Annotated in this window: 16 protein-coding genes; 9 read left to right on the plus strand and 7 right to left on the minus strand. The window is 56.4% G+C overall.

The genetic code is table 11. The features are described from left to right. Positions 1-2 precede the first annotated feature (2 nt). The 3 genes from Fuma_RS25070 to Fuma_RS25080 all read right to left on the minus strand — a co-directional run bounded on the left by Fuma_RS25070 (position 3) and on the right by Fuma_RS25080 (position 6,913). Complete coding sequence (locus Fuma_RS25070) at positions 3-3,242, minus strand: M56 family metallopeptidase (protein ID WP_083732308.1); 3,240 nt, start codon at positions 3,240-3,242, stop codon at positions 3-5. Continuing rightward, complete coding sequence (locus Fuma_RS25075; RefSeq protein WP_077028540.1) at positions 3,239-3,658, minus strand: BlaI/MecI/CopY family transcriptional regulator; 420 nt, start codon at positions 3,656-3,658, stop codon at positions 3,239-3,241. The genes Fuma_RS25070 and Fuma_RS25075 overlap by 4 nt, the downstream gene beginning before the upstream one ends. A gap of 255 nt (positions 3,659-3,913) precedes the next feature. Then, complete coding sequence (locus Fuma_RS25080; protein WP_083732309.1) at positions 3,914-6,913, minus strand: DUF7133 domain-containing protein; 3,000 nt, start codon at positions 6,911-6,913, stop codon at positions 3,914-3,916. Between the two features lie 475 nt (positions 6,914-7,388). On the opposite strand from Fuma_RS25080, the gene Fuma_RS25085 reads away from it, so the two are divergent. Then, complete coding sequence (locus Fuma_RS25085) at positions 7,389-8,990, plus strand: sulfatase family protein (protein WP_077026536.1); 1,602 nt, start codon at positions 7,389-7,391, stop codon at positions 8,988-8,990. A gap of 36 nt (positions 8,991-9,026) precedes the next feature. On the opposite strand, the gene ispG is transcribed toward Fuma_RS25085, so the two are convergent. Then, complete coding sequence (gene ispG / locus Fuma_RS25090; RefSeq protein ID WP_077026537.1) at positions 9,027-10,172, minus strand: (E)-4-hydroxy-3-methylbut-2-enyl-diphosphate synthase; 1,146 nt, start codon at positions 10,170-10,172, stop codon at positions 9,027-9,029. 888 nt (positions 10,173-11,060) lie between these two features. Between ispG and Fuma_RS25095 the strand changes: the two genes are divergently transcribed. The 5 genes from Fuma_RS25095 to Fuma_RS25115 all read left to right on the plus strand — a co-directional run bounded on the left by Fuma_RS25095 (position 11,061) and on the right by Fuma_RS25115 (position 18,523). Further along, on the plus strand, positions 11,061-12,008 hold the full coding sequence (locus Fuma_RS25095; protein WP_077026538.1) for an ABC-three component system protein: 948 nt from the start codon (positions 11,061-11,063) through the stop codon (positions 12,006-12,008). Continuing rightward, positions 12,005-12,241 (plus strand): ABC-three component system middle component 8, encoded by a 237-nt coding sequence (locus Fuma_RS25100; RefSeq protein ID WP_077026539.1) that lies wholly within the window; start codon positions 12,005-12,007, stop codon positions 12,239-12,241. Before Fuma_RS25095 ends, Fuma_RS25100 begins: the two co-directional genes overlap by 4 nt. A 3-nt stretch (positions 12,242-12,244) precedes the next feature. Next, positions 12,245-14,044, plus strand: a complete 1,800-nt coding sequence (locus tag Fuma_RS25105; RefSeq protein ID WP_077026540.1) for a DUF2326 domain-containing protein — start codon at positions 12,245-12,247, stop codon at positions 14,042-14,044. A gap of 593 nt (positions 14,045-14,637) precedes the next feature. Beyond that, positions 14,638-16,176 carry a S1C family serine protease gene (locus Fuma_RS25110; RefSeq protein ID WP_077026541.1) on the plus strand — a complete coding sequence of 513 codons (1,539 nt, stop codon included), beginning with the start codon at positions 14,638-14,640 and terminating at the stop codon, positions 16,174-16,176. 157 nt (positions 16,177-16,333) lie between these two features. Continuing rightward, complete coding sequence (locus tag Fuma_RS25115; RefSeq protein WP_077028541.1) at positions 16,334-18,523, plus strand: sulfatase-like hydrolase/transferase; 2,190 nt, start codon at positions 16,334-16,336, stop codon at positions 18,521-18,523. Positions 18,524-18,703: 180 nt separating this feature from the next. Here Fuma_RS25115 and Fuma_RS25120 read toward each other — a convergent pair whose 3' ends face one another. From Fuma_RS25120 to Fuma_RS25130, 3 genes are read right to left on the minus strand one after another with little or no spacing between them, the layout of a single operon-like run. After that, positions 18,704-19,141, minus strand: coding sequence for a GNAT family N-acetyltransferase (locus Fuma_RS25120; RefSeq protein WP_077026542.1), 438 nt, complete (start codon positions 19,139-19,141; stop codon positions 18,704-18,706). 4 nt (positions 19,142-19,145) lie between these two features. Further along, complete coding sequence (locus Fuma_RS25125; protein WP_077026543.1) at positions 19,146-20,357, minus strand: competence/damage-inducible protein A; 1,212 nt, start codon at positions 20,355-20,357, stop codon at positions 19,146-19,148. Then, positions 20,354-21,484, minus strand: a complete 1,131-nt coding sequence (locus Fuma_RS25130; RefSeq protein ID WP_145944369.1) for a glycosyltransferase family 4 protein — start codon at positions 21,482-21,484, stop codon at positions 20,354-20,356. The genes Fuma_RS25125 and Fuma_RS25130 overlap by 4 nt, the downstream gene beginning before the upstream one ends. Positions 21,485-21,668: 184 nt before the next feature. Here Fuma_RS25130 and Fuma_RS25135 point away from each other — a divergent pair, with 184 nt between their 5' ends. The 3 genes from Fuma_RS25135 to Fuma_RS25145 all read left to right on the plus strand — a co-directional run bounded on the left by Fuma_RS25135 (position 21,669) and on the right by Fuma_RS25145 (position 24,957). Beyond that, the gene (locus tag Fuma_RS25135; RefSeq protein WP_077028542.1) at positions 21,669-22,550 is read left to right on the plus strand and encodes an alpha/beta hydrolase; all 882 of its coding nucleotides are present in this window, start codon (positions 21,669-21,671) and stop codon (positions 22,548-22,550) included. 359 nt (positions 22,551-22,909) lie between these two features. Beyond that, complete coding sequence (locus tag Fuma_RS25140; protein ID WP_077026545.1) at positions 22,910-23,557, plus strand: hypothetical protein; 648 nt, start codon at positions 22,910-22,912, stop codon at positions 23,555-23,557. Between the two features lie 104 nt (positions 23,558-23,661). Beyond that, positions 23,662-24,957 carry a tetratricopeptide repeat protein gene (locus tag Fuma_RS25145; RefSeq protein ID WP_083732312.1) on the plus strand — a complete coding sequence of 432 codons (1,296 nt, stop codon included), beginning with the start codon at positions 23,662-23,664 and terminating at the stop codon, positions 24,955-24,957. The last annotated feature ends 405 nt before the right edge of the window (positions 24,958-25,362 follow it).

The raw sequence follows: 25,362 nt of genomic DNA on the forward strand, positions 1-25,362 counted from the left end.
AGTCACTCCTCATCGACCGGAATCTCGATCCGGCCCATGTCGTACGTCTTGCCGGATTCGGGTTTGAACTGCTTCACGATCTGCCACTTCCCGTCAATCCGGCTGTTGAATCGATAGGTGGCGCCCGGGATCAAAGCCGGGTACACGATTTCTCCGTTCTTGTCCGTTTTCAGGTCACCGTGATTCAGTCGATCGACGTTGGCGGCGAAATCTTCGTCGGCCACGAGTTCGCCTCGGCGCATGGCAGGCACGTCAAATCGAGACGGTCCTGACCGAGCCACAAACTGGAGTCCATAGCCGCCGTTGTCGGCGATCGGTTGTCCGTTTTGATCAACCAACGTTGCTTTCGCAGAACCGCACGGAATCAGTGTGACGGTGGGATTCAGATTGTCAGTACTCAACTGCGCCGTCGCACCCAGCCGACGTTTCGGATCGAGAAAGTACGCTGCGTATTGCTTACCATCTTCAAGTCCCGGAATTTCGAGGTCGCGGCCCAGTGACCTTCCGAACGCCCGCCAGTATGGAGATGTTGGGGCAACCTTCAGACGAGATACAACGATTGGCTCGTCAACCGGAATTCCGGAATCGTCGACGATCCTTGGCACAACTGCCTTTCCGGGCATCAAAGGAATGGTGACGGCTCCGAAGGTTTGACCAGCGACCGGATCGATGCTGTGAAATGCGTGCGCATAGTGCCGGTAGCCGCCCTTCCGTCCGTTCAGCTCACTGGACCCCATTTCGCGAAGGACATAGCTGCTGCCATTCGGAGCATGTACCAGCAGCGTTCCTGGTCCGGGAAAGACGCTGATTCGGAATGTCCCGTCTGCCGTGGTTTGCACGATCCCCTGCCAACCGGTGACCACCCCCGACGTGCTGTTCTTGTTGTGCAGTTCATCCGGAATGTACTGCACGAACGCGCCCGACAGCGGCTTCTTGGTGACAGCATTCACAACCGCGCCGTGAGCGACCTGGCCCTCGGCCAGCTTGATTTCGATGTTCTTCGACGACTCGCCGGAATCCCACTTCAGGTCGTCCAGTGTACGAATCTGAAATGCCGAACCCTCAGGCGGATAAGCCGTGATTCGAAAACGGACTCCGGGCTTAGCGTTGATGCGGAAGCGCCCGTGTTCGTCCGTCGTTCCCTGAACGCTCGCCATCGAACCACCAGATGTCTGCTGACTCGATGCGACAGACACTTTCGTACTCACGGCCGGTTTGCCGGAGTCTCCCAGCAGAATGGTGCCTTCAAAGAACCGCGCCGGCGACAGAGCCAGTGTTCCGACTTCCCCTGGTTTCATGTTTTTCACCAGCGAACGATACGTCGCATCGCGTTCGCCACGTTCTTCGGGCACTCCGGTGTTCAGGGCCAGCTCCTGCGGAGCAAACTTGTCGTTGCCCACGACCTTCAATATTACTCCATGTTTGGCCGCAATGCCTTCGACGGTCAGCAAGCCGTTTTCGTCTGTCCGTAGTTTTCCGAATCCCTTGCGGTTTTTCAGAACGACATCTCGAAGCCCGGTGCCGCCATGAAGCGATGACATGATTGCGGTTAACTCGATCGGCAGGTTCGCGGCCGGTTGACCTTCGATATCAATCAGCTTGACTCGAATCAGTTCTTCAGGCTGCATCTGCAGATTTAGGGTGACTTTGCCCTGATCGAGATTAAGAGGTTCGAAAGCCATTGCTTTCTGATCAGCGACGGCAACGACGCTTGAAAAACGATGAGTCTTCGACGTGGCTCCACGAATGGACAGGTGAAACTTACCGGCTGCGTCGGTCAGCTCTTCGGCCGGGACATCCGTTGTTGGCGACTTTCCGTGTAGGAACTTCAGACCGATAGCGGCCACAACGGCTCCGGCGACCGGCATGCCAGATTCATCGGTGACACTACCGCTGACCGTCAGCGAGTGCTCGTCTTTGTCTGTTCCCGTTGCAGACGATTTTCGTTCGTCAGCAGTTTTTGATGTTTGCGGCTGTTCAGCGTCGGCTACCGCATCGTCATCCGGAAAGCTGGCAGCAATCGAAATCGTCCCGAGCGACGCGGTTACACCCAAAACGATTGCCGCAGCCGTGATCAAACTGAGCGCCGTCTTACTGATACGGGTCACACGGCTGCGTTGCTGGTCCAGTAGCCCGGCGACTCGTTGTTCCAGCTTCCACCGAGAAGTGAAAAGGCCAACTGTTCCGGGAAGTGATCGCGGCAAATCCAAAAGCTGGGCCAGCGTCAACAGTGTCCGGCTGTACGACGGTGCATCCGTTGCTGTCAGGACGTAGTTGTCGCAGACCTCTTCGCGGGCCTGAGCCAGTTGCCGGTTCAACAGTCGCACCAAAGGATGGATCCAAAACACGGCACCGACGAAATTCTGGAGCAACACGCCGACCTGATCACCGCGAACGACGTGTGCGACTTCGTGAATCAGGATGTCTCGCAGTTGGTCAGAGTTGACCTGCCGCGCAAACGATTCCGGCAGCACAATCCTTGGCGAACAGACTCCAGCAGCAATCGGGCCACTGACGGCCGGTGAGAAAACGAGCTGCGGCATACGGCGGTTGTGATCCATTCCCAAAGCCGCCCATGCGGCTCGGAAGGCTCCCGCGAAGGTGGCGTCCGTGTTTGGCGTCGCCGATTTCAACAGCAGCGACAGTCTATGCCACTGAAGGAACAGCCGCACTAGCAGTAGAGCCGCAACCAAGGTCCAGATCGCAAGAATCGGCAACCCAATCGCCCGCAACGTCCGCTCCAGCGATGTTGTGGAAGTGGAAGCCGATTCCGACGAAGCCGCGACTGCCGCCATCGGTTCCGGGATCGTTGATTCGTCGATCTCACTTTCCGAAACCGGAATGTTTTGAGGCTTGTCTTCGGCGACTTCGAATTCCGGCATCACTATCGAAGCGTCTGCAATTGATACAGCCAACTCAAGGGATGACTGCTTCGAGCCGAAGTCCGGTTCAGAGTCCGCCGCCGCCAATGCGTTTGCAACGACGTCTCCCGATGGCGAAGTTCTGCCAACCATGTCCACCGAAATTATGCTTATTCCTGACGACTGTATGGCGGCCGTAAACGCCGGACACAGAATGACAAGCAGCAACGCCAAATACAGCACCCAATACCGAACGACGGGGGAACGTTTCAGTGTTGCGGCCAGCAAGATCGCGAAAGCGGCAACCAAACCCACTTGAAGCGTGACGTTCAGAGCCCAGCCCAGAACCTGGTCTCCGAACATCCATAGGGAACCACTCATGATTTTCTCCTTTGTTTTTTCGCGGGTTTCTGTGCTGATTCAGCCTGCTCGATCATCTCGCGAATGCGTTCCGTTTCGTCATTGGAGAGACCACGGTACTCGATCAATGCGTTGACCAGGTCTTCCGGCGAACCGGCAAACAGTCGGTCCACCATCTGGCTGACCTTCGCTCCCAGCGATACCGTTTTCGGTCGAGCGGCTGAGTAGACGAATGTGCGGCCCTGCTCGCGATGCTGCAGCCAGCCGCGTTCTTCCAGCCGCACCATGACGGTCATCACCGTATTGCGTGCAAGATCCCGCTTCCGTTTTTTCAATGTGTCACGAACCTCGGTGACGGTCACCTCACCCTGTGCCCACACGATTTCCATAATCTCGCGCTGAGCATTGGTGAGCGGGGATGCGTCGCTGTCAGCCACGTTGAGGTACTCCTGTTCGCTCGAATCCAAATCATTCACACAACTACACCATGTAGTTATGGTGACTACGTGGTGTAGTTGTGTCAAGCCGCAGTTTGGAATTCGTGAAAAGAAGTCTGGACCAGCACGCAACGATTGGCTCCGTTGATTGTCTCTGCGCACGGTCGCACATCTTTTTCGAGCGGCCAGCGGGAGGTTTACCTGCGGGAATAGAACCAACGCTCCGCATGTGTCGAACCGGCGAAGCAGACGGTTCTATTTTTCTGAGCGGGCATTGTCTGCGACAGTTGACAACCGTCGTCCTGGGATAGGGCGTTCTATGGTTCCGTCGGGTAGTTGCCAGCCGACGGCGAGGCAGTCGTCGACGGTGGCTTCGATGTGCAGCGCTTCGATGTAGTAGCGGCGTCCGGCTTTCAGGTGAATAGGTTTCGATTTCTGTTCGCGGTACTTGTCCCATTCTCGCGATGGCGTCCAGCGGTTCATTCGCACGATGCGTTGTTTTTCGCCGGGATCTTCGGAGTCGCTGAGCCACAATTCGGCATGATCGTCGGCCGCCATCCAAAACGTGTAGTCGCCAGTCGTGGGTGGATGGATGTAGCCGTGGGTTCGAGTCCCAAAGTAGTCCTTCCAGTTCACCGGCGTTTCAAACCGCGTCAACAGCCCACTGCCAGTCGGCTGCTTTGGAAACGATTCCAATTTCGTCAGCGCAGATAGCGGACCGCTGGGGACTTTCAGCCAGTAGTCTCGCTGGATGACTCCTGTGGGCAACCCCTTGCGTTTGGCTTCGACATCTTCCGAGCACAGAAAGGCGACAAGATTCTGCAGCTTGTCTTTTCCGAGTTTGTCAAACCCCGTCGGCATTAGTGACACCGAGCTCGCTCGAATGTCTTCCACATCGTCCCTTTGCACCACATGCGTTTTTGCCGCCGCGTCGATGAGTGTAATCTGATGTTCGTCGGCGGATTTCACCAGGCCTGTAAGCGTTTTCCCGGCGGCCGTTTGAATCACGTAGCTGACGTAATCCGGGTTAATCGCGGCGCTCGGTTCCACGATGTCACGCAGCACCGCTTCCGTTGATCGCTGGACGGAAACCGTGAGGTCGGCTGCAACCTTGCCGCCTTTGTCTCCGTGAGTATGACAGACCGAACATTTGGCTTCCTCGCTGAAGAAAAGCTTACGACCAAGTTGCGGGTCGCCGACAATTTCGCTGCTGGAAGTGTCGTCGGTTTCTTCACTCGATGGAGGTTGCAACACGGGAGCCCACGGGACGAACAGGTGCTCCAGCCGCAACGGTCGTTCGTAAGGATCGAAGTCTGCGTGGTACGAAACATCAAACAGTGCCGCGTCGGAAGGTTGCCCGGTTTGCAACGTGATTTCCAGATCGACTTCATCCCCCGGCCGCACTTCTTCTCGCCCGCCGCGCGGGGTTTCGGCTTGCGGGTTAGTCTTCGAATCAGCTTTGGAAGTCATCGAAAATTGTGCGACGTATCGCCCATCCATCTTTTCTGAATGCGTCTGAACGTCGCCGCAACGGATCGAAAACGGGCCGCTGCCTTCAAATCGAAACGTGACATTGTGGCCTGGCAGCAGAAGACGGGAAGTCATTCTCAACTTTCCTGGCTGCTTCCAATACTGTTGCAGTTGTTCGTGGGTGGCAGAGCCGGCCGTCATGGTTTCGATGATGTTGGAATCCACGTGAGGCAACCAGCCGGACCAGCTTGCCGCGCTGCCATCGGCAGGAGTCCATTCTGCTGCGACACCGTGCATGTCGAACGAAACTTCAACGGCGCTGTCGCCCGCCGTCTTCGATTTGGCTGCGGCGACACCGGGAAGCGTGATGCCGTAGCGACTGCGCCACGACTGTCCGGTTGTCGTGAAGGTGATTGTGCGGCCGTCGTCCGAAACACGAGTGTCTGTCACGCTAAGAGGTCGACGCAGGGCTCGCTTTTCGTTTTTGACAACTTCGTAGCCGGGAAAAATCCATTCGTAGTTGTCGCCTTCCCAAACGAACTCGCCCATCTCAATGCTTGGCGTCTGCAACAGATCAGGGTTCACGGGCCGGTCGAAGGCAACCTTCACTTCCAGCGGGCTGGCCGTCCACGCCGCCACGGGTTGAGGTGCCGACCTGTCATAGCGAATTTTGTAGAGATGCCCGTCAGCTCCCGGGCCCGCGCCCCAGTCAGGCTTGCCGCTGTGGCCCGTCAGCAGCAGATCACCGGCTGGAGAAATAGCGACGTCCGTCAGCAGAGATTCGAAGGCGGCGAACTGCACCTGCCGCCCCACATAACCAGCTCGAGTCTTCGCCAACGGAACTCGCCACAGCTTGCCTCGCGAAAACCCGGTCACGATTGCGTTGGCGTCCCAATGGTCCGGTCCAAATGGTTTGCGGTGTGTGCGTTGTTCGTTAAACCGAAAACCACAGGTCGATTGGTGCTGAGGCGAAAAGCCGACGACCTCCGGTTCGTCCACGCTGTCGGGCAGGTACTGCGGATGCCGAAACGGAAATCCATAGTGACGTCCGGGAATAATGTGCAGCAGTTCGTCACGAGGGTTACCGCCAGGAAACCAGGTATCGCCCTCCTGATCGGTCGCAAATAAATCGCCGTGCCGGTTGAAGTCCAGGCCGATCACAAACCGCAATCCCGTCGCCACAATTTCACGCTTCTTGCGATCCGGTGACACTTTCAGAATCGTGCCACGTTCGCTGCCTGGGTCATATTGAGACTTCCCATCATCGTCCAGCAGCCACGCTTTGTTATACGACATGCAACCCAGGCTAAAGTACAGATTGCCGTCCGCATCGATTGCAACTCCCGCGGCATCGTTGCGAGTATCTCCGTTGTACTTTTCTTTGATCCAGCCGGACGCCACGGTTTCACTTTCGTCTGCTACGCCATCGCCATCCGTGTCTTTCACCAGCGCGATCTTTCCGCGTGCGGCGACGTAAACGCCGTCGTCGTTGGCCAGCATTCCGACGGGAGTCAGCAGGTCTCCCGGTTTCGACCAAAACACGCGAGCCTCGTCTTCCAGGCCGTCACCATCTGTATCTGTCAGCACGTGCACGGTGCCGTCGTAGCCGGCAGCGTACAGCTTGCCGTCTGGGGCGTAAGCCAGACTGTCGATGTTCTTTAACGTCACCGGCAGTCGTGTGATTGTCAGGCCGGGGACGAGGGCGATGGTGCGGGGCTCGTCGGCGCTGGCGGTTGCGATTGCCAGCGACACTGCGAAGAGGGTGAGAAGGTTTGTTGGACGCATTTGCGGGGTTCCAAAGAGCGGAGCTGAAGCTTGTTGATAATAGTTGCTTGTCGCTCGGAATGTCGACCCAGGTAGTGCTGAGTTTGTGGCTCGACGCTTCGAGTCGAGGAGGCGCGGGGTGCTGCATTGGCTCGGTCATGCTCGCGGACCAGGTCTGCAGACGGACGGCTAAACCTCTGGAACCATCTCGACTCGGAGAGTCGAGCCACAATCGTCAGGAACCTGGTAGGATTCCGGACGAGGTAAGCCGCACTACAACAGGATGTGAGTATGGCGGAACCTGCCAGCCTATCGTGGCGATTGGAATCCACGGCCAATGAAAGTTGGCCAGCGGCAAGGCTTATGCTTCCCTCTGCGCCAAACGCTCCTCCCAACATCCGAACGATGTACCTTCGCCTACAAAGCGGCTACCGTGAGTCGCTGAATTCGTTCGAAAGCTGGTTGATTATTCCCCCTGAAACACAAGTTTACGCTCATGCGATACTTTTCATTCTTTACGGTGATGTGGCTTTTAACCACGTCGAGTGTTTGCGCGGCAGATCGGCCTAACATTGTCTTTGCGTTTGCCGACGACCTGGGCAAGTATGCCAGTGCCTATGCAGACCCCAGCCGGCCGTCGGCCAACGATGCGTTGCAGACGCCGAACTTCGATCGAGTCGCGCGCGAAGGTGTGCTGTTTCACAATGCTTTGGTGAGTGCTCCATCGTGTACGCCTTCGCGAGCCGCCATCGTGGCGTGTCGCCATTTCTTTCGTAACGGCAGCCATTCGCAACTGCATCATCCGTGGATGAAGGGTTTCGATGATCCGTGGGACGAGGTGAAAGGTTTTCCGCTGATTCTGCAGGATGCGGGCTATCACATCGGCTGGTCGTACAAAATGCACATCAGCGAAGATCGCATGGGCGGGAAGAAGCGCAACTACAAATCAGCCGGCAGTCGGTTCAATTCGTTTTCGCAAAACGCGATGAAGGCTGCCGATCCGGAAGCAGAAAAGGCGAAGCTGCTGAACGAAGTGCATGACAACTTCAACGCGTTTCTGGATGACCGCAAAGACGACCAGCCGTTCTATTATTGGTTCAATCCTACGAATACTCATCGGTCCTGGATTCAGGGTTCCGGCCAAAAGCTTTGGGGCATCAATCCGGATGACTTGAAGGGCAGGCTGCCGACGTTTCTGCCCGACAACGAAATTGTCCGAGAAGACTTTGCCGACTATCTGGGCGAAACGATGGCGTTCGACGCGGCCGTCGGGGTGTTGCTTCAGGAACTGACCGAACGCGGTGAGCTGGACAATACAATCGTCGTCGTCAGCGGCGATCACGGAGTTCCGGGATTTCCACGCGGCAAGTGCAACCTGTACGACTTCGGAACTCAGGTGCCGTTAGCCATCCGCTGGCCTAAGCATGTGGCGGCCGACAAGTCCGTTGCGGCGCCGGTGAGTCTGATCGATCTCGGCCCGACGTTTCTGGACGCCACCGGTTTGGAACCGACCGATGATATGGATGGGCAGAGTCTGCTGCCCGTGATTCGTGCCGATGATCCGGCTAAGGAAAGCGAACTGCGAGGCTACGCGATTGTGGGGCGAGAGAACCATGTTAACGAAGCTCGGCCCGGCGGTTTGCCGTATCCTATGCGAGCCATCCGCACACGCGATTTTCTGTACGTCGTCAACTTTGCCCCAGACCGTTGGCCGGTCGCTCAACCGCCGCTGTCGGCGTCTTTAATCAAGAATGTGAAGGGCGGGAAGAAATCCGCCCGCCGGATGGACATGGACTTCGGGCCAACGCGAACGTTCTTCGCCGAGTACGAAGGCAGCCAGTCGATCGCAACGGCATGGAAGCTCGGCTTTGCCCTGCGTCCGGCCGAAGAATTGTACGCCGTCAACGCCGACCCGGATCAGGTGCAAAACCTCGCCACAGATCCGCAGTTCGAAGAAACTCGGGCCGCGCTTCGTAAACAGTTGTTCGCCGAACTGACAGAAGGCAACGACCCTCGAGTCGTCGGTGCAGGAGACGCCTTCGATAGGCCGCCCTATGCACCGAACGATCCTCAACGAGGCGTCATCGCGAAAGAATAGCGGCCGTCACCGAAACGGCTGTCGGTTCAGACGGCACTAATCCTGACCAACCTGCAGCTCAATCAATGCGTCCAGTTCTGCTTTCAGCTTGGGCAGGATCTCATCGTACGTGTAGGCACCGATCGATTCCGGGCCCTTCTTAAGATTGACGTGATTGGGACCACACCATAAACCGAGGTCCGCGTCGTCGGTTTCGCCCGGCCCGTTCACTCGGCAACCCATCACAGCAATCGTGATGGAATGGTCCTCGGCATAGCGAGTCATCTCCTTCACCTGCTCGGCCAGATCCACAAACGCTTCGTTTTCAACTCGTGAGCAACTTGGACAACTGATGATGTTCAGTGTCTTCAGGCCGTAGTCGACGACCGAGCGCACTCGCCCATTCGCGATGTCGTCCAGAATGCTGCGACCCGCTTCGATTTCTTCGTGCTTGCGATTGTTCGGCACCGTCAGGGAAACTCGAATCGTATCGCCGATCCCGCGACTGATAAGCTGTTCGAAGGCGATCCGAGTCTTGATCACGCCGTCCGGCGGCATTCCCGCTTCGGTGACTCCCAAATGCAGCGGCACGTCTGGTCGCTCTTCGGCGAAGCGTTTGTTGACTTCGATTACCTTTTGCGGGTCAGAATCCTTTAACGAAACGCAGTATCGAGTGAAGCCGTAGTCGTCGAGCAGTCGACAGTGATCCCACGCGCTTTCCAGCATTGGCGAGATCGAATCATCGGCCGCGTACTTCGCCTTCTTGTCCGGGTCGACCGAACCGCAGTTCACGCCCACTCGAATCGCACAGTCGTTGTCTTTGGCCACATCGGCGATGTATCGCACCTTGTCCTCCCACGGCTTTTCGCGTTCGTGATGATACAGGTGCCCCGGGTTGTAACGCAGCTTGTCGACATACGGAGCGATCACTTCCGCCAGCCGATAATTTTCCTGCAGGTCGACGGAAAAATTGCCGCTCACCTGGCTGCGGACTTCTATCAACGCTTCGGCGTCTTTCTGGCTGTCAATGGCGACTCGCACAATGTCCGCCCCGGCATTGACCAGGTCGTTGATTTGAGCGACCGTCGCATCGATGTCGGTCGTGCGAGTGGCCGTCATGCTCTGTACGGCAATGGGGCAGCCGTCGCCAATGGCAACGCTGCCGATTTTCACTCGACGAGTTGGGTTTCTCTGAATTGTCACGCACTTATCCTCTGATTCCAAGCGCCAATTGGCACAAGAGCAGGGCAGGCTGCTGCCCTCCCGAAATTGCCACTTTCATGGTGTACGCGGAGTATCACCAACCTGCGAAACAGAACAAGGCTGTTCCGCTCGGGACTAAAAAATGAGACCCGCCGACTGGGATTGAATGCCTTGCAACCGTAGAAATCACGGTGTCAACCGGTACCGATCTCATCGGTTATTTTCGTCTCGCGCCACGCACGCTCAACTACGCAGCGGGAATTGTGGCACTCACGTCGTGACGCGACGGTCCGGTTTCGCCGTTGGCACTTTGCCCGCAGCAGCATGTAGTGTGCGGTCTTGTTGGCGTCAAATTTTTACTGTGGCTTCGTGAATGGTCGGCACGCGGCCACCTTTGCGAGGTTATTTTCATTGGTTTTGGGCCCGTTATACCTACGACCACACGGATCTGACACTTCGGAACCGACTCGAAGATATTGGTCCGCGTGTGATGTTTTTCACGTGCGGCCAGCGCGGCGCTTCAATTATAAGTCAAGGATTTTCCTTAACGGTACGCTCCAGCACGCGGACTTTGCTGGGCCACATGCTGTGAGTCTCGCTCTTGTGTTTCCCAGACACATTGCGAGCCCGTTTGGCGGCTCCATGCTGGCCATCCCATTATGCCACCGTATTTCTGCAGCTAGGCACCTTGGGCTTGAGTCAGTCCGGACAAAGTGCGAATCCGCATCCGTTCTGACTAATCGGAGTCCCGTCATAGATCGGGATTGGCGCAGTGGCAAACGGTTTGCCACGCTGGCACGAGACTTCTCACGAGCTTATGGAGATTTTGGCTGCGGGAAGTACAATTGAACCAATAGCTGCTGACACCAACCCAAGCTCTGTCACAACGTGAACATTTCTTACCACAACCTCAGCGACACACAGTTTGAAGAACTCGTGATCGAATTCTGCGTCGAACTGCTCGGCGACGGAGTTCAGGGATTTGTGACGGGGAAGGACGGCGGACGTGATGCCCGGTTTTCGGGAAAGGCCCAGCGAATTCCAAGTACGTCTCATCCGTGGAGTGGCACGATCATCATTCAGGCAAAGCACACGGAATTATTGAATAAGAAATTCTCCGAAGCAGATTTTTTGGGGGCCGACTCCATCTTATTCGGTGAGTTTCCACGCATCAAGAAACTGGTAGCTGCCGGAGAACTTGACTACTACATTCTGTTTGCCAACCGAAGGCTGACGGGTGTCACGGATGAGACTGTCAGGAAGGCAATTGAGGCTGCTACCGGGCTGGTGCATAGTCGGATTCGCCTATACGACAGCAGCGAATTGGACCGGCTGACAAAACGCTTTCCGAAGGCCGTTGATCGAGCAGACTTGAATCCCGCACGTGCTCCAGCCGACATTGACCCGGAAGACTTGGCGGAAGTCATCATGAAGCTTGCCGAATACAAGGTTCAGTTGGATGAGTTGATGGAAGGCGACACGCCGCCGCCGGAAAAACGAATAACCCCGGCGGAAAAGAACGAAGCCACTGGATTGCGGGCCGAATACTTCAATAGCCAGATTCGCCCCAAAATGGTTGATTTTGGATCAATCGACAAGTTTCTTGGCCATCCTGACAACCAACCGTACGTAAGCCTGTACGAAGACACCGCTGAGGAGCTTGAGGCAAAACTGGTGGCATGGGGCAATTCAGGCGTAGTGTATGAGAAATTACTGGAGGATTTGATTTGCCGACTGTTTGCTCGTGATATTGATCTTCGAAAGAATCGCCGCCTGACTCGAACTGTCGTATTCTACATGTATTGTCGCTGTGACATCGCGAAAGACATTGGATGATCCGTCCCAATAAACATGCGCATCCCGACAAAACGCTGATGTCTGCGGCGACAGTGATCCTGCGGCGGGTAAAGGCACGGAGATCCGAAAAATTCGATGACCTGCGGAAGGTGTTGGTGTCACACGAGCCAGATGCTGCCAGTCTGTTTCTACCTGCCGTTAATCTGCTGTTTCTTCTAGGCTTGATCGAATACAGAAAGAAAAACGACACCTTTGAGTATGTTGGCAATTGACCGATGCGGCTAAGCACCATTTACTCAAATTTGCCGAACGGCTTCCGGCGAATCGATTTCAATCCCGGATTGAACGTCGTTCTTGGTGATATCCGCGACCCGGAGAACCGTGACAAGAGCGTCCATAACCTCGGCAAGACAACGCTCGCCCGAGTCATCGACTTTTGTCTGTGTCGGAAGAAAGATCCGAAGTTCTTCCTGTTTAAGCACGAAGAGATGTTCAAGGACTTCGTGTTCTTCCTGGAACTCGAAACTCTGTCCGGGCAATACCTGACGATTCGTCGAAGCGTTGCGGAAGCGTCTAAACTTTCGTTTGCGACTCACCCAACGCCACGCAGGAACTTGGTTGATTCAGACTCCGCAGACTGGGACCACGAGTACGTCGGCTTTGATTCGGGAAAGCAGATTCTCGACGGACTGTTGGGGCTGTCGGCTGTAAAGCCTTGGGACTTTCGTGTTCCGGTTGGATATTCCCTGCGTACGCAGAGTGATTTCACAGACGTCTTTCAACTTGCAAAGAACGCTGCCGGAAAACATCGCTATTGGAAGCCTTATGTTGCACACATCCTTGGATTCGACGCACAGTTGGTCGTGCAGGGGTACGACATTGAAGATGCAATCGAAGCCCTCAAACAGAAGATCGCCACGCTACGACTGGAGTTAGGTGCCGCAGATATCGATCTGGATGAAGTTCGTGGGCTGATTAAGATCAAAGAGGAAGACGTTAGCGCACTGCAGGCAGCAGCGGACAAATTCGACTTCGAAATCAACGACTCTGCCATTAACACGGAGGTCGTCGAGCAACTGGACGCTGAACTTGCCGAGCTGAATACCACGCGATATTCCCTTTCCCGCACACGCAAGCGAATTGTGGATTCACTTCAGGCGGAGAATATTCAGTTTCGACCGAATGCAGCCCGAAAGTTGTTCGAAGAGGCTGGCGTCGTTTTCCCGTATCAGGTGAAGCGAGAGTTTGACGACCTTGTTCGATTCAATCGAGAAATCGCGGAGGAACGGATCGAGTATTTGAAGGCCGAACTCGAACTCACCAGTGAACGTCTTGCCAGCACAACGGTTCGTATTGACGAGCTAAATAAACGGCGGCAATCGGAGCTGCATTCTCTCAGCGATGCTGATTCCGTATCGAAGTATCGTGATCTGAACGAACGACTTGTCGCGATGAAGAACGATCTCAGTAGCCTCGAACGCCAGCGTGAGGCATTGCTTGGAATTCGCCAGAAAGAAACGGAGCTAAAAAAGCTCAAACGTGAGCTTGAAGACCAGAACGAAGCACTGCAGAACAACGTCGATCAGCAGGGAGCAAAGGAGAACGGGCGTTACATCAGGGTCCGTGCGGCCTTGGCTGACCTTTGCAACCAGTTTCTTGGCCACAAGGCTCTGATTACGACTCGCGTGAATGCTGAAGGGCATCTCGACTTTGAAGCGGAGTTTCTGGATACGCACAGCCATCCCACCAGCGAAGACGATGGCAAGAGCTACAAGCAGGCACTTTGCGCGGCATATGACCTAGCCATCGCGAAAGTTCTGCTCCGTGAAGACTTTCTGAGATTCGTCTACCACGACGGCTTGTTAGAAGGAATGGATGACCGTATTAAGCTAAACATGATCAAAGTCTTACGCGACCTTGCGGATCAGGGAATACAGCAGATCCTGACAGTGATCGACTCGGATCTTCCTATAGACAGCGACGGTCAAAAGTTCTCATTCGACGACGACGAGGTAGTTCGTACTCTGCACGATGGCGGCCCAGAAGGTCGGCTGTTTAACTCGGACATTTGGTAAGTCTCGCCTTATTACGGGCTGGTGCAGGTTGCGCCTATTGCAGCTCTCGGTACTCTGAGGTTTCCTTTACTTGGACATCCATGCCGCTTTGCTGCGGCGTGTCAATAAAGAGCATGATTTGTAGTGCTCTGTGTGCGTCGCCTCATCCCTGCGACCAATGATGGTGCGCCCGGCCGTCCGTTATTTGACGCCTTAATTCTGTAGTCGCAGCGCAATGGTTTGAGGTCACCTCTCTCCGCAGCCGCCTGCTGCGCGGACAATCAATCTGCATCCGATATTGCGTGTTGCCCGTCAGATGTCAGCAGCGTCAAAATGCTGTTTCGCATTGAACAACTGGCGGAACAGGCAACGGGTCTTGTTCTGTGGGAACAGCACGATGGCTCAGCGTTGCGCAGCAACGAACCGGCGAAGATAATGAGTCCAACGGAATGCCCCCGGAGACCGACCGGCTGGGGGCATGGGAGCTAGCTACGAGGCTGGCATAGGTTATTCCGCTCGCTTTGGTGTCGCACATTCGGTGTTCTGTTGAATCCGGTTTGGCTACGATGCCCAGACACCGATTCCAGCAATTCCTGTCACAGGAAGAAATATCTATGGCTGCTGCCTGTCGCCGTCTGCCCGTGAGCTGCCTTCTTGCGTTGTTGCTGTGCACTGCGAGCACGAACGCCGACGAAGAAGCCAATCTGACGGCCGTTGTTAAGGTTCATTCGAAGAACCGTACTATCAGCCTGAGTTCTCCGTGGCGCAAGCAGTCGCCGCGACCGGTCAGCGGGTCGGGGGTAATTATCGGTCCCGGGCAGCTGTTGACGAACGCTCATGTGGTGCTGAATACCACTGAGGTGACTCTGCAGCCCTTCAATTCTTCCGAACGCATTCCTGCCGACGTAAAGATCCTCGCCCCCGGCATCGACCTCGCCTTGCTGGAGTTCGAACCGACCGGTGTTTTGGCCGACGTGAAGCCGTTGGAGTTGGCAGACGAATCGCCGAAGGTGCAGTCGACCGTGCGAGTCTACGGCTATCCCACCGGTGGAGATTCGCAATCGGTGACTGAAGGCATTGTGTCTCGCATCGAACACACTAGCTATCGCTACGGGACCAAGGGCATGCGAATCCAGATCGATGCGGCCATCAATGCCGGCAACAGCGGTGGCCCCGCGATGGTTGACGGCAGGATCGCCGGCCTGGCGTTCAGCGTTCGCAGCAGCGCGAATGATATTGGCTACGTGATTCCAACAGAAGAGATTCAGGGTTTCCTGAAGGATGTGGAAGACGGCACCTACGATGGCAAAGCAGACTTCCATGTGAAGTTTCAGTATCTGGAAAACAAAACTCTGCGCCGCAAGCTGGGCATTCCCGCCGACACAACCGGAGTTCTGTGTCATGGCGTGCGGGAGCAACCGGATTCGCCGTTGCAGGATGGTGACGTAATCACAAAGCTGGCCGACTACGACATCGATAACCGCGGTCGTTGCCGATTTAAGAACGACATCAGTTTGTCGTTCACGCGATTGGCCATCGAAATCGAAGAAGACGGCGTCGTGCCGATGACCGTACTTCGGGACGGCGCCGAACAGCAGCTTCAGGTGCCGGTGGAAACTCGGAAGAAGCTGATCGATTACACCGTGGGCCGATCGCCACGGTACTTCATCTACGGCCCCGTCCTGTTTTCCGAAGCCACCGCCGACTATAACGGCGCGATCGAATCGGCAATTAGTTCCGGCAGCGCCAGTCAGCGACGAGCCATGTCGTTTTCCAAATCGATGATGCAGGCCAGCGAGAGCCCACTGCTGAAACGCATGGGCGAATTCAAAGATGAGGATTCGAAAGAGGAGCTGGTTGTCGTTACCAAGCTGCTGACTCACGCGACCGCTCGCGGATACCGCGCACTTCCTTACTTCTTTACCGTGAAGTCTATTAACGATCAGAAGGTGACCGGGTTTGCTCAAATGGTCGAACTACTCCGCGATGCGGAAGGTGAGTTTGTTGAGATTCAATTCCACGACTTGATTGCGGATGTCATTGTGCTGGATCGCCAGGAAGTGCTGGACGCAACAGAAGATATTCTGGAAGACAACGGTATCGTGCGGCAGGGCAGTCGCGACCTGATGAAGGTGTGGAACAATAAGGACTAACGAAGTTACTCTTTTGTTGTGGAAGGTTCGGGCTCGTGGGAAACAGCCTTCATAGCACGAAACGTCTGTTCTGCGGCCACAAGTCAGCGAGATTCGCTGTAACGCAGCGCGTTCAGCTGGTTAATAATCGAAGATCAATTCATACATGCGAACGAACATGAAAACATTTCTCGTACTTCTCCCCATCCTTGCCGCATCAATGGCAAGTCTGTCTGCCGGTGAGCAACCGAACATCGTGTTCTTTTTTGCCGACGATCAAACCACCAGCACGGTCGGGTGCTATGGCAACGATGTCATCAAGACACCCAACATCGACACGCTCGCCGCGCGGGGAACTCGGTTTGAAAATGCATTCGTCAGTCATTCCATTTGTTGGGTCAGCCGTACCACGATTCTGACGGGCCTGATCGGCCGCAGTTACGGGACACCCAGCAACCCGGAACAGGCGCGAGCCGATGCGGTTGAGACGCTTTATTCAGACATCCTGCGCCAGAACGGGTATCGCACCGGCTACTTCGGCAAGTGGCACGCCAAGATGCCGAAGGGGTATAAGAATGCTGACCACTTTGACGAATTCGAGGCCATCAGTCGCAATCCTTTCTACAAAAAGCAGCCGGACGGCAGCCTGCGGCATGAAACGGAAGTTATTGTTGATCGCGGGATTGAGTTTCTGAAATCTCAACCGAAGGACAAGCCATTCGCGTTAAACATGTGGTTCAACGCCTGTCACGCCGAAGACAGCGACCGTCGGCCTGGCATCGGTGCCTTTCCGTGGCCTCGCGCGGTGGATGGCATGTACGATGACATCGCCATAGCGCCGCCGAGACTCAACGATCCGGCAATTTTCGACGCGTTGCCTGACTTCCTGAAGACCACCATCAATCGCGAACGCTTCTTCTGGCGATGGAATACAGACGAACGTTACCTGACGAACATGCGAGCCTATTACCGAATGGTGAGCGGCATTGATGGGGCCATCGGGCGGTTTATGCAGGCGCTGGAAGAAGCGGGACTGGCTGACAACACTATCGTCGTGTACACGGCAGACAACGGTTACCATATGGGCAATCGAGGACTCGCCGGAAAGTGGTCTCACTACGAAGAGTCTCTTCGGGTGCCCATGATTGTTATGGACCCGCGAGTGCCCGATCGCCAGCGTGGTCAGGTGACGGACGCGATTGCTCTGAATCTGGACCTGCCCGCCACGTTTCTGGATTGGGCGGGTGCTGAGATTCCGAAACGTTACCAGGGTGCCAGTCTGAAGCCGATTGTCTCAGCAGGAAAACCGGCGGACTGGCGGACGGAGACCTTTCACGAACACTTCGCCGTGCGAAACCGCATTCCCGCCTTCGAAGGCTTGCGGAATGAGCAGTACAAGTACGTACGATACTTCGACCATGGCAACCGCGAGTTTCTGCATGACCTGAAGAATGATCCGGACGAACTGATTAACCTGGCTGACAACCCGCAGCACGCGGAAACGCTAACGGCCATGCGAGAACGGACCACAGCGCGAGTCAGGGAAGTCGGCGGGCCGCTGGATCCGCTGAAGGGAGAATTCACGGCCTCCACCGTGCCTCATCCGGTTGCCGCCGCGAATGTTGGCGCCAGAATGGACGCTGACGGGTTTGTTCGCGTGTTCGACGGTAAGACGCTTCGTCACTGGACGGGTGATTCGCAGTACTGGTCGGTCGAAGATGGAGCTCTAACGGGCAAGACCGACGGATCGCTAAAGATGAATCGCTTCATCACCTGGAAAGACGCGACGCTCCGGAACTTCGATTTGCGCGTGAAGGTGAAAGTGACTCCGGGAGGTAACAGCGGCATTCAGTATCGCGGCACGTCGCGACCGGATTTGGGTCTGGACATCGTGACGGGTTACCAGTGCGACGTCGTGGCCAACAATCCCAACTACAACGGAATGCTTTACGAAGAAAAGGGCCGCCGCATTTTGTCTCACACCGGTGAGAAAGTCATTATCGATCCCGACGGCCAGCCGTGGGTCGTCGGAAAGATGCCGGTGGAGAATTTTGCTGCCGGCGAGTGGCATGACTTCCGCGTGTTGGTGGAAGGCAATCACCATCAGCATTGGATCGACGGCCACAAGACCGCCGATCTGATTGATCTGGACGAAGACGGACGAAGCCTGGAAGGTGTGCTGGCCGTGCAAGTGCACGTGGGGCCGGCGATGACGATTCAGTACAAAGACTTCAAGGTGAAACACCTTCCTGATGATCTTCCACTGCAAACGGCGGCCGACAACCCAATCCCTGCCGATGCGTATGGCGTCCGACCTCAGGGCAGGCTGCCGAAGGACTGGAAGGCTCCGGTTTACGGCGATAAGTAGGTCCATTTTGCCAAAATGGACTTCCGGCTTTGCAGAGTGCGCGCGGGGTGAGGCAGCAAAAGCGCGCGTTGATGAGTCGCCTGTTCGACAGCGGAATGTGCGGCGGCTGCGGGAAGGTATTGGGTCGCCTGCGGCGAGGTCCAGCCTGGCAGGCAGGACCTACGGGGTGGTGTGCAACTTCTACGCTTCTTCGCGCGTTTGAATGAACAGTGCCTTCTTCTCGCCTGGCAGTGTGAAGTCGAAGCCGCAGTTGCGGAAGAATTCGTCAGACGATGTAATCGCCATGACTTCCAGGATGTTTCGGCTGTGAGCGAGGTCCACGCACGCCTGGACCAGTTGTTTGCCGAGTCCTTTGTTTTGCATGTCCGGTAGCACGGCGAGGCTGCGAATTTCTGCCAGTTTGGACGAATAAATTTCCAGCGCGGCAAAGCCAACCAGCCGTGTGCCGTGACAGGCCACAAAGCCGAATGGGACAAGGTCCTGCAGTTCGTCTGGTGTGCGCGGCAGCAGCCGATTGGCCTTTACGAATTCGGCGATCAGGCTTTCCAGTGCCGGAAGGTCGTCGCATGTGGCGGGGCGTACAATTGCTGGGTTGTCGCTTGAAGTGGTCTCAGTCAACGGACTATTTCGCTGCGTGGAGGAGATAAAGTCGTAGAAGATTTGCGGCCGTACGCGCGGCTCGCTGGCGAAAGATGGCAAGGTTGCCGGTCATGCTCACATCCTGAGAAACGTCCAGCTCTTTGCCCACAACAATGACGCGGCCCTGCTGCATCGGCACGCCCTTGTCGTTGGTGACTAACGCTGCGGGCGATGACGCCAGCACAAAATCGGCGGCTCCGGCGTGAAGCAAATCGGCACTGCGGTTTCGCAGTGCGGCTTCCCAGTCAAGTTCTGGATCCGAGAACGAAGCGGCCGACGGGTAGAGCTGGCTGAATGCCAGGCGGCTCGCGTGATTTTCCGTTTCCGTAAACCATTGACCAAGTAGCCCGCCGGTGGTGGAACTCTCCAGCAGCGCCAAGGTCAAGTCGCGTCGCAGCAGGTCAGCGACTAAGACGTCGTGTAGCTCTGCATCGCCTTCACCGTAGACTGCGTCGCCAAGTCGGTTAAGAATTTGTTCACGAACCGCGGCTGTCAAGAGTTCGCATTCGTCCACGCTGCCAGCGCGAGCTGTAATCGACAGTGAGATCACGGCCTGGCTGGCGGTGATACCGACTTCCGGGTTGCGGCCTCTTGCCGTTAAGTCACCCAGCAGACGTTCTGCGTCAGATTCGCCATAGCCAAACGTCTTTAGCACCGATCTTCGCGTGACCACATCGCTGGTGGGCAGCGATTCGACAACCTGTTCGCGGAACATGCTTCTCATTTCCGCCGGCACACCGGGCATCACGGCGATGGTGCAGGGCGGATTGTCCAGCTTCATCAGAATGCCGGGGGCGGTGCCGTTGGCATTGTGGATGCTGGTGGAGAATTCGGGCCGCAGCGCCTGCACCTTGTTGCGTTCGGGCATTTCGCGGCCGCGACTTTGGAACAACGCTTCGATGTGCTGCAGCGAAGGCGTGTCTTCCACCAGCTTCTGGTCGAAGGCTTCGGCCAGTGTTTCGCGAGTGATGTCGTCCAACGTTGGGCCGAGTCCTCCCGTAATCAGGACAACGTGCGAACGCTGAGCCGCTTCCTGATAGATGCGGACCATCGCGTCGCGATCATCGGCGACGGTGGTGTGACGTTGAACCGTCCAGCCGCGACCTTCCAGTTCACGACTTAGCCACTGACTATTGGTGTCCAATCTCGCGCCGCAGGTCAGTTCGGATCCGATGGCGATAATTTCCGCCTTCATGCGACGCCGTCCTTTGCGGTGGCAATGGGGATCGACGCGACCGACGTGCTTTCCGTCTTCGCCACGTCGTTATAAAGAGCGATGGTTTCGTTGACCATGCGTTCTGTGGTGAAGCGGTCTTCGACCAGGTTCTTGCCGGCGATCGCAAGGCGACGAGCCTTCTCCGGGTCACGCAGCAATTCCAGAATGTGATCGGCCAGTGCTCGGCTGTCAGACGGCGGAACGATCAGCCCACACTTTTCGTCTTCGATGATGCTTAGAATGCCACCCACGCCGGACGCAATGACGGGGCGCCCCAGTGCCATCGCTTGCAGCATGATCACGCCAAACCCCTGCTGCAACGATGGCAAACAGAAGATGTCGATGGCTGACAGGTAAGCGGACATCGCAATGCCGTCGTCGACAAAAGTGACGCAGGGATCCAGTTCCAGCGACGTCGCCAGCCGGCGCAGGTTCTTGCCTTCCGGTCCGGAGCCCGTCACCACAATGCGGATGGAAACCCCTGCTTCAATCACGCGATGGCAGGCTCGCAGAAAGAACGATCCCCCCTTGATCGCTTCCAGCGGCCCCGCCATGCCGACCACCGGGTCACGTCCTTCTTCCAGCAAAGGAGCGTCGCGGCGTTCGAGATCGAAGGGTACGCCCGGCAAAATGACGCGTTGTTCGATTTGTTCCAGGCGAGACGGCAGGGCTGCCTTCACGCTGTCGCTGATGCACGCGATGGCTCGGCACACATTGGCCTGAGATGGCAGAACAATCCGAGCCGCCTCGCACTGATCGGTGAGACTAAGCACGACGGGGCGTTCGAGCGTGCGGCCCAGCCAAATGGCTTGAGGCAGCAGCTTCGGCCCCTGCACGTGAATCACGTCCGGCGGCTGGTCAATCAGGTTCTGCAGTACCGTGCGATGCACGACTCGCCCCCAAATGGGCATGGTGTAGCCGGGGACATCAATGATCCGCACATTGTTTGTGAGATTGGCGTCCAAAGGCGACCGGTGCGTGCACAGCACAACCGTTTCAATGCGATTGGCCTCAAGCCCCTGAGCCAGGCGCAGCGCGAGAATCGACGAGCCGCGAAAGCAGAGCTCGTGGGTCAGCAGCAAAATTCGTTCAACGGGCGAGGGCATGACGGTGTCTGTGTCAAATGACAGGCCGAGAACGTGAAGTGTCCGCAAACCGGGCGGCGACGCAAGGCTTAGGTCGTTTGAAATGCGGCCGCATTGCGATCTAATCTATATGACTACGGCCTCCCGCCCCGCCCACTCTCTTCAGCTGTCAACAAATTTGGCCGCCAACAAAGAAAGCCCGACCTTGAACGTTCGCCTTACTGTTTCCTGCGTATTACTTGCCGCTCTGGCCACCTCAGTTCAGGCCGAAGACTGGCAACCCCTGTGGCCGGATGGTGCTCCAGGAGCCAACGGCACCGGCGAACACGACGTGCCCGCTTTGCTGGCGTTTCCGGTCGCCAAAGACAAAGCTAACGGCTGCGGCGTGCTGGTTTGCCCCGGCGGCGGCTACGGCGGCCTCGCGATGGATCATGAAGGTCACCAAATCGTGAAGTGGCTGAACGATCGCGGCATCAGCGCGTGGATCCTGCGATATCGGCTGGGTTCGAAGGGGTATCATCATCCGATTCAAAAGGGTGATGTGCTGCGAGCCATGCGGACAGTGCGACACAACGCGGCGGCTCATGGTGTCGATCCCAAACGAATCGGCGTCTGGGGCTTTTCCGCAGGCGGTCACCTCGCGTCTACGGCGGCCACTCATTTTGATTTAGGCAACGCCAACGCAACCGACCCGATTGACAAACTCAGCAGTCGTCCGGACTTCGCGGTTCTGTGTTATCCCGTAATCACGATGGACGAAGCGTTCACTCACAAGGGCTCACGACGCAATCTGCTTGGTGCTGATCGTTACGAGAACGCGGAACTGGTGGAACTGCTTTCCAACGAAAAGCGGGTTACCGAAAACACACCGCCCACGTTCATCTTCCACACGACGGAAGACCAGGCCGTGCCAGTGGAGAATGCGATTGCGTTCTATTCCGCGTTGAGACAGCACAAGGTTGACTGCGAACTGCACATCTACCAGAAAGGTCGACATGGCGTGGGGCTCGGTGGCAGCGACAAGGTTCTCGCCACCTGGCCTGCTCGGCTGGAAGACTGGTTGAAGGTGAATAAATTCCTGCCGTAGCTCAGCACCCGATGTGATGCTCTCTTCGCCACCGGACGGCGATTTGATTCGGTGCATCTGGTTCCCGGTTCTTGCCTTCTCGAATTCTTCACAGAACACAGTTTCTGTCTCGGTTCGCGACAATTGTGGCTCGACTCTCCGAGTCGAGAAGGTTTGGCGTGCCAAGCCGGCTTGGCCTGGCTTGCACAGCGGGCGAAAGGATTGTGTTTTTTGAGCGGAAGGTATTCGACTCGCAGAGTCGAGCCACGAATTGAAGGCTATCTGAATCCATGTCCCTTGGGGGGGAGTTGACTGAAGGCCAGATGACGGGGCCATGTTACGTTGACCGTCAGAAGTTTGTATTACCGGCGATACCAACGATGACCGAGTCAGAGCTACTCAAAGTATCATTGGTTTGCGCTGCATTCATCGCGGCCACGTTGCTGTGGGTATTCGGCTCGAAGCAAACAGCCGTTCCTCGCAAGGCGGCCAGAGCGTTCTCGATCGCAGTCCGCATCGTCCTCGTGCATGGCGCCGTCGTCGGTTTCTTTTACGGACTTGACGGCGTAGCGATCGATACGCTGTTGAAATGGCTGCCGGTTGGTGTCGTGCTATTGTTGCTGACGAAGCCGAAGTGTATTGAGTTGCTAGGCCACTTTTTTCCTTTCGACGGAGTACTCGGTGTAGCCTTCGCTGCCGCGATTTCGTTTACCGTCTTCATGCCGCTCTATCTACTCAAGCAATTCGTACTCGGTTTCCCCGACAAACCACATTGGGATCGCGCCCAAAAACAAATGCGGGAGCCTCCTGAACAGCAGCTTCCCACCAAAACGCTTCCCGACTTCCCGCCCGCCGGTACCGTCGGAGTTGTCTCCGCCGCGCTGCGACCGATGGGGATGGTCGAAATCGAAGGCACCGCGTTTCCGGCGCGGCACCCGGGAAATCAGCTGCTGGCTGTGGGCACCAGCGTTCTGACTTGCGGCGCGCAGAATGGAACGCTGCTGGTGAAAGAATCAGACGCGGTCTGAACAGCCGGGCTTCTGACGCGGTAACTTACTCTCTGCCGGATTCTCTAATATAGTGGGGCCAGCGGCGAATATCTTCCGTTCGCAATTCCCAACTGGAGACTGCCATGCGCTGCACTCGAATACTGACGTCCGTCCTACTTCCCGTCGCGTGTCTAACGACGGACTTTTCCGGCAGCGTTGTCGCAGACGAAGCGGCTCCGGTGGAAGAATACCTGTTGCAGGGAAAGCTGGCCGACGGAGCAGCGGCGATGCAGGCTTTGGTTGAAAAGGATTCTGCCAACCAACAGGCTCGGTTTAGTCTGGGAGTTGTCGAGTTTCTGCAGGCGATTGAAGGGCTGGGACAGGACCAGTATCGATTTGGTCTGCTGGGCAGGCGTGCTCGATCAATTCCATTCATGCGATTGCCGATCGAAGAAAACAAGCAGCCCGAACAAATTTCGTACAAGGATGCTCGGGCGATGCTGCAACGTTTTGTGAATCAGCTGCAGCGGGCAGAACAGACGCTGTCTGCCGTCACGCCGGATGATGTGCGGTTGCCGCTGAAGCTGGGTCAGATTCGACTCGACCTCAACAACGATGGCGAAGTCACCAACGAAGAAAGCCTGTGGCATATCACTCAAGTGCTGCAGAATCCTCGGCGGCCGCCCGAAGCCGCTGCGCCGAAAAAATTCCCCATCGTGTTCGACGCGGGCGACGTCCCCTGGCTGCAGGGTTACTGTCATGCGTTGTCGGCGCTGGGAGAGATCGTGCTGGCTCACGACTGGCAGGATCAGTTCGAGCGGACTGCTCACCTGTTCTACCCGAACGTCGATTCGCCCTACGAATACCTGCAGGCGGAAGGAATCGGACCATTCATGGGATTTGGTGGTCAGAATATTTTCGACTTCGTCGCGTGGCTGCACACCATCAACTACGAAGTGGTCGAACCGGAACGCATGCAGAAGGCTCTGATGCACATGGAGACCGTAATTCGCCTCAGCCGCGCTTCATGGAAACTGATTGAAGCCGAAGAGGATGACGAAAACGAATGGCTGCCAAATTCGAAGCAGACGTCTGTTATGAAGGGCTTCAGCATCGGCCGAGCTCAAATTACCGGGTGGCACGAGTTCCTCGACGAGCTGGAACTGATCCTGCAGGGCAAGAAGCTGGTGCCCTTCTGGCGCGGCATTAAAGGCGGAGTTTCCCCCTTCACCAACCGCTTCCCCGTAAACCCCGACATCGGCATAAATGTGCGAAAGATCTTCACAGAACCCACGCGATTTGACCTGGCTCTATGGCTGCAGGGCACAGGCTTGCAGCCCTACCTCGAAAAAGGCGACATCACATCGCCTGAGAAATGGCAAAAGATGATGGCCAACTTCCGAGGCCAATTCTTCAACTTCGCGTTGTGGTTTAATTAGGCCGGGCGGGACGGCCCGCCTGCCGATTGGCGTGGTGAACGGGTGACGTTGTTCGGGCTGAAGCGCCGGTGCTGCTTTCGTTGGTCGCTGGATGCGGCAAGTGGCCAGTGGGAACTACAACTTCCATTCGGAGCACAAGCTCCAACCGCCCGCCGAGGCGCCTCGGCCTGGACAGCGCGAATGGTCGCGCGGATGATCTGGTTCCGAGGTCCGATTCGCCTTTGATCTTCACCCAGCGAAGCGTGTCGCTGGAGGCTTGTCTGGCATCTCCTTGATAGCATGCCGAACAGCCGCCATGGACATCAGATATCCGTATTCAGGAGTCTGCTCGCCCATGGAGTGATACGCGATGAAATTTGCGGCTCAGGAATTCTTAGCAAGAATTCCTGAGCCGAGCGGTATTCG

This window comes from Fuerstiella marisgermanici, assembly GCF_001983935.1.
Lineage (GTDB): Bacteria > Planctomycetota > Planctomycetia > Planctomycetales > Planctomycetaceae > Fuerstiella > Fuerstiella marisgermanici.

Coding starts and splice junctions, on each gene's coding strand:
- Fuma_RS25070 (WP_083732308.1), bottom strand. CDS start 3,242: ATGAGTGGTTCCCTATGGATGTTCGGAGACCAGGTTCTGGGCTGGGCT.
- Fuma_RS25080 (WP_083732309.1), bottom strand. CDS start 6,913: ATGCGTCCAACAAACCTTCTCACCCTCTTCGCAGTGTCGCTGGCAATC.
- Fuma_RS25085 (WP_077026536.1), top strand. CDS start 7,389: ATGCGATACTTTTCATTCTTTACGGTGATGTGGCTTTTAACCACGTCG.
- Fuma_RS25100 (WP_077026539.1), top strand. CDS start 12,005: ATGATCCGTCCCAATAAACATGCGCATCCCGACAAAACGCTGATGTCT.
- Fuma_RS25105 (WP_077026540.1), top strand. CDS start 12,245: ATGCGGCTAAGCACCATTTACTCAAATTTGCCGAACGGCTTCCGGCGA.
- Fuma_RS25110 (WP_077026541.1), top strand. CDS start 14,638: ATGGCTGCTGCCTGTCGCCGTCTGCCCGTGAGCTGCCTTCTTGCGTTG.
- Fuma_RS25115 (WP_077028541.1), top strand. CDS start 16,334: ATGAAAACATTTCTCGTACTTCTCCCCATCCTTGCCGCATCAATGGCA.
- Fuma_RS25125 (WP_077026543.1), bottom strand. CDS start 20,357: ATGAAGGCGGAAATTATCGCCATCGGATCCGAACTGACCTGCGGCGCG.
- Fuma_RS25130 (WP_145944369.1), bottom strand. CDS start 21,484: ATGCCCTCGCCCGTTGAACGAATTTTGCTGCTGACCCACGAGCTCTGC.
- Fuma_RS25140 (WP_077026545.1), top strand. CDS start 22,910: ATGACCGAGTCAGAGCTACTCAAAGTATCATTGGTTTGCGCTGCATTC.
- Fuma_RS25145 (WP_083732312.1), top strand. CDS start 23,662: ATGCGCTGCACTCGAATACTGACGTCCGTCCTACTTCCCGTCGCGTGT.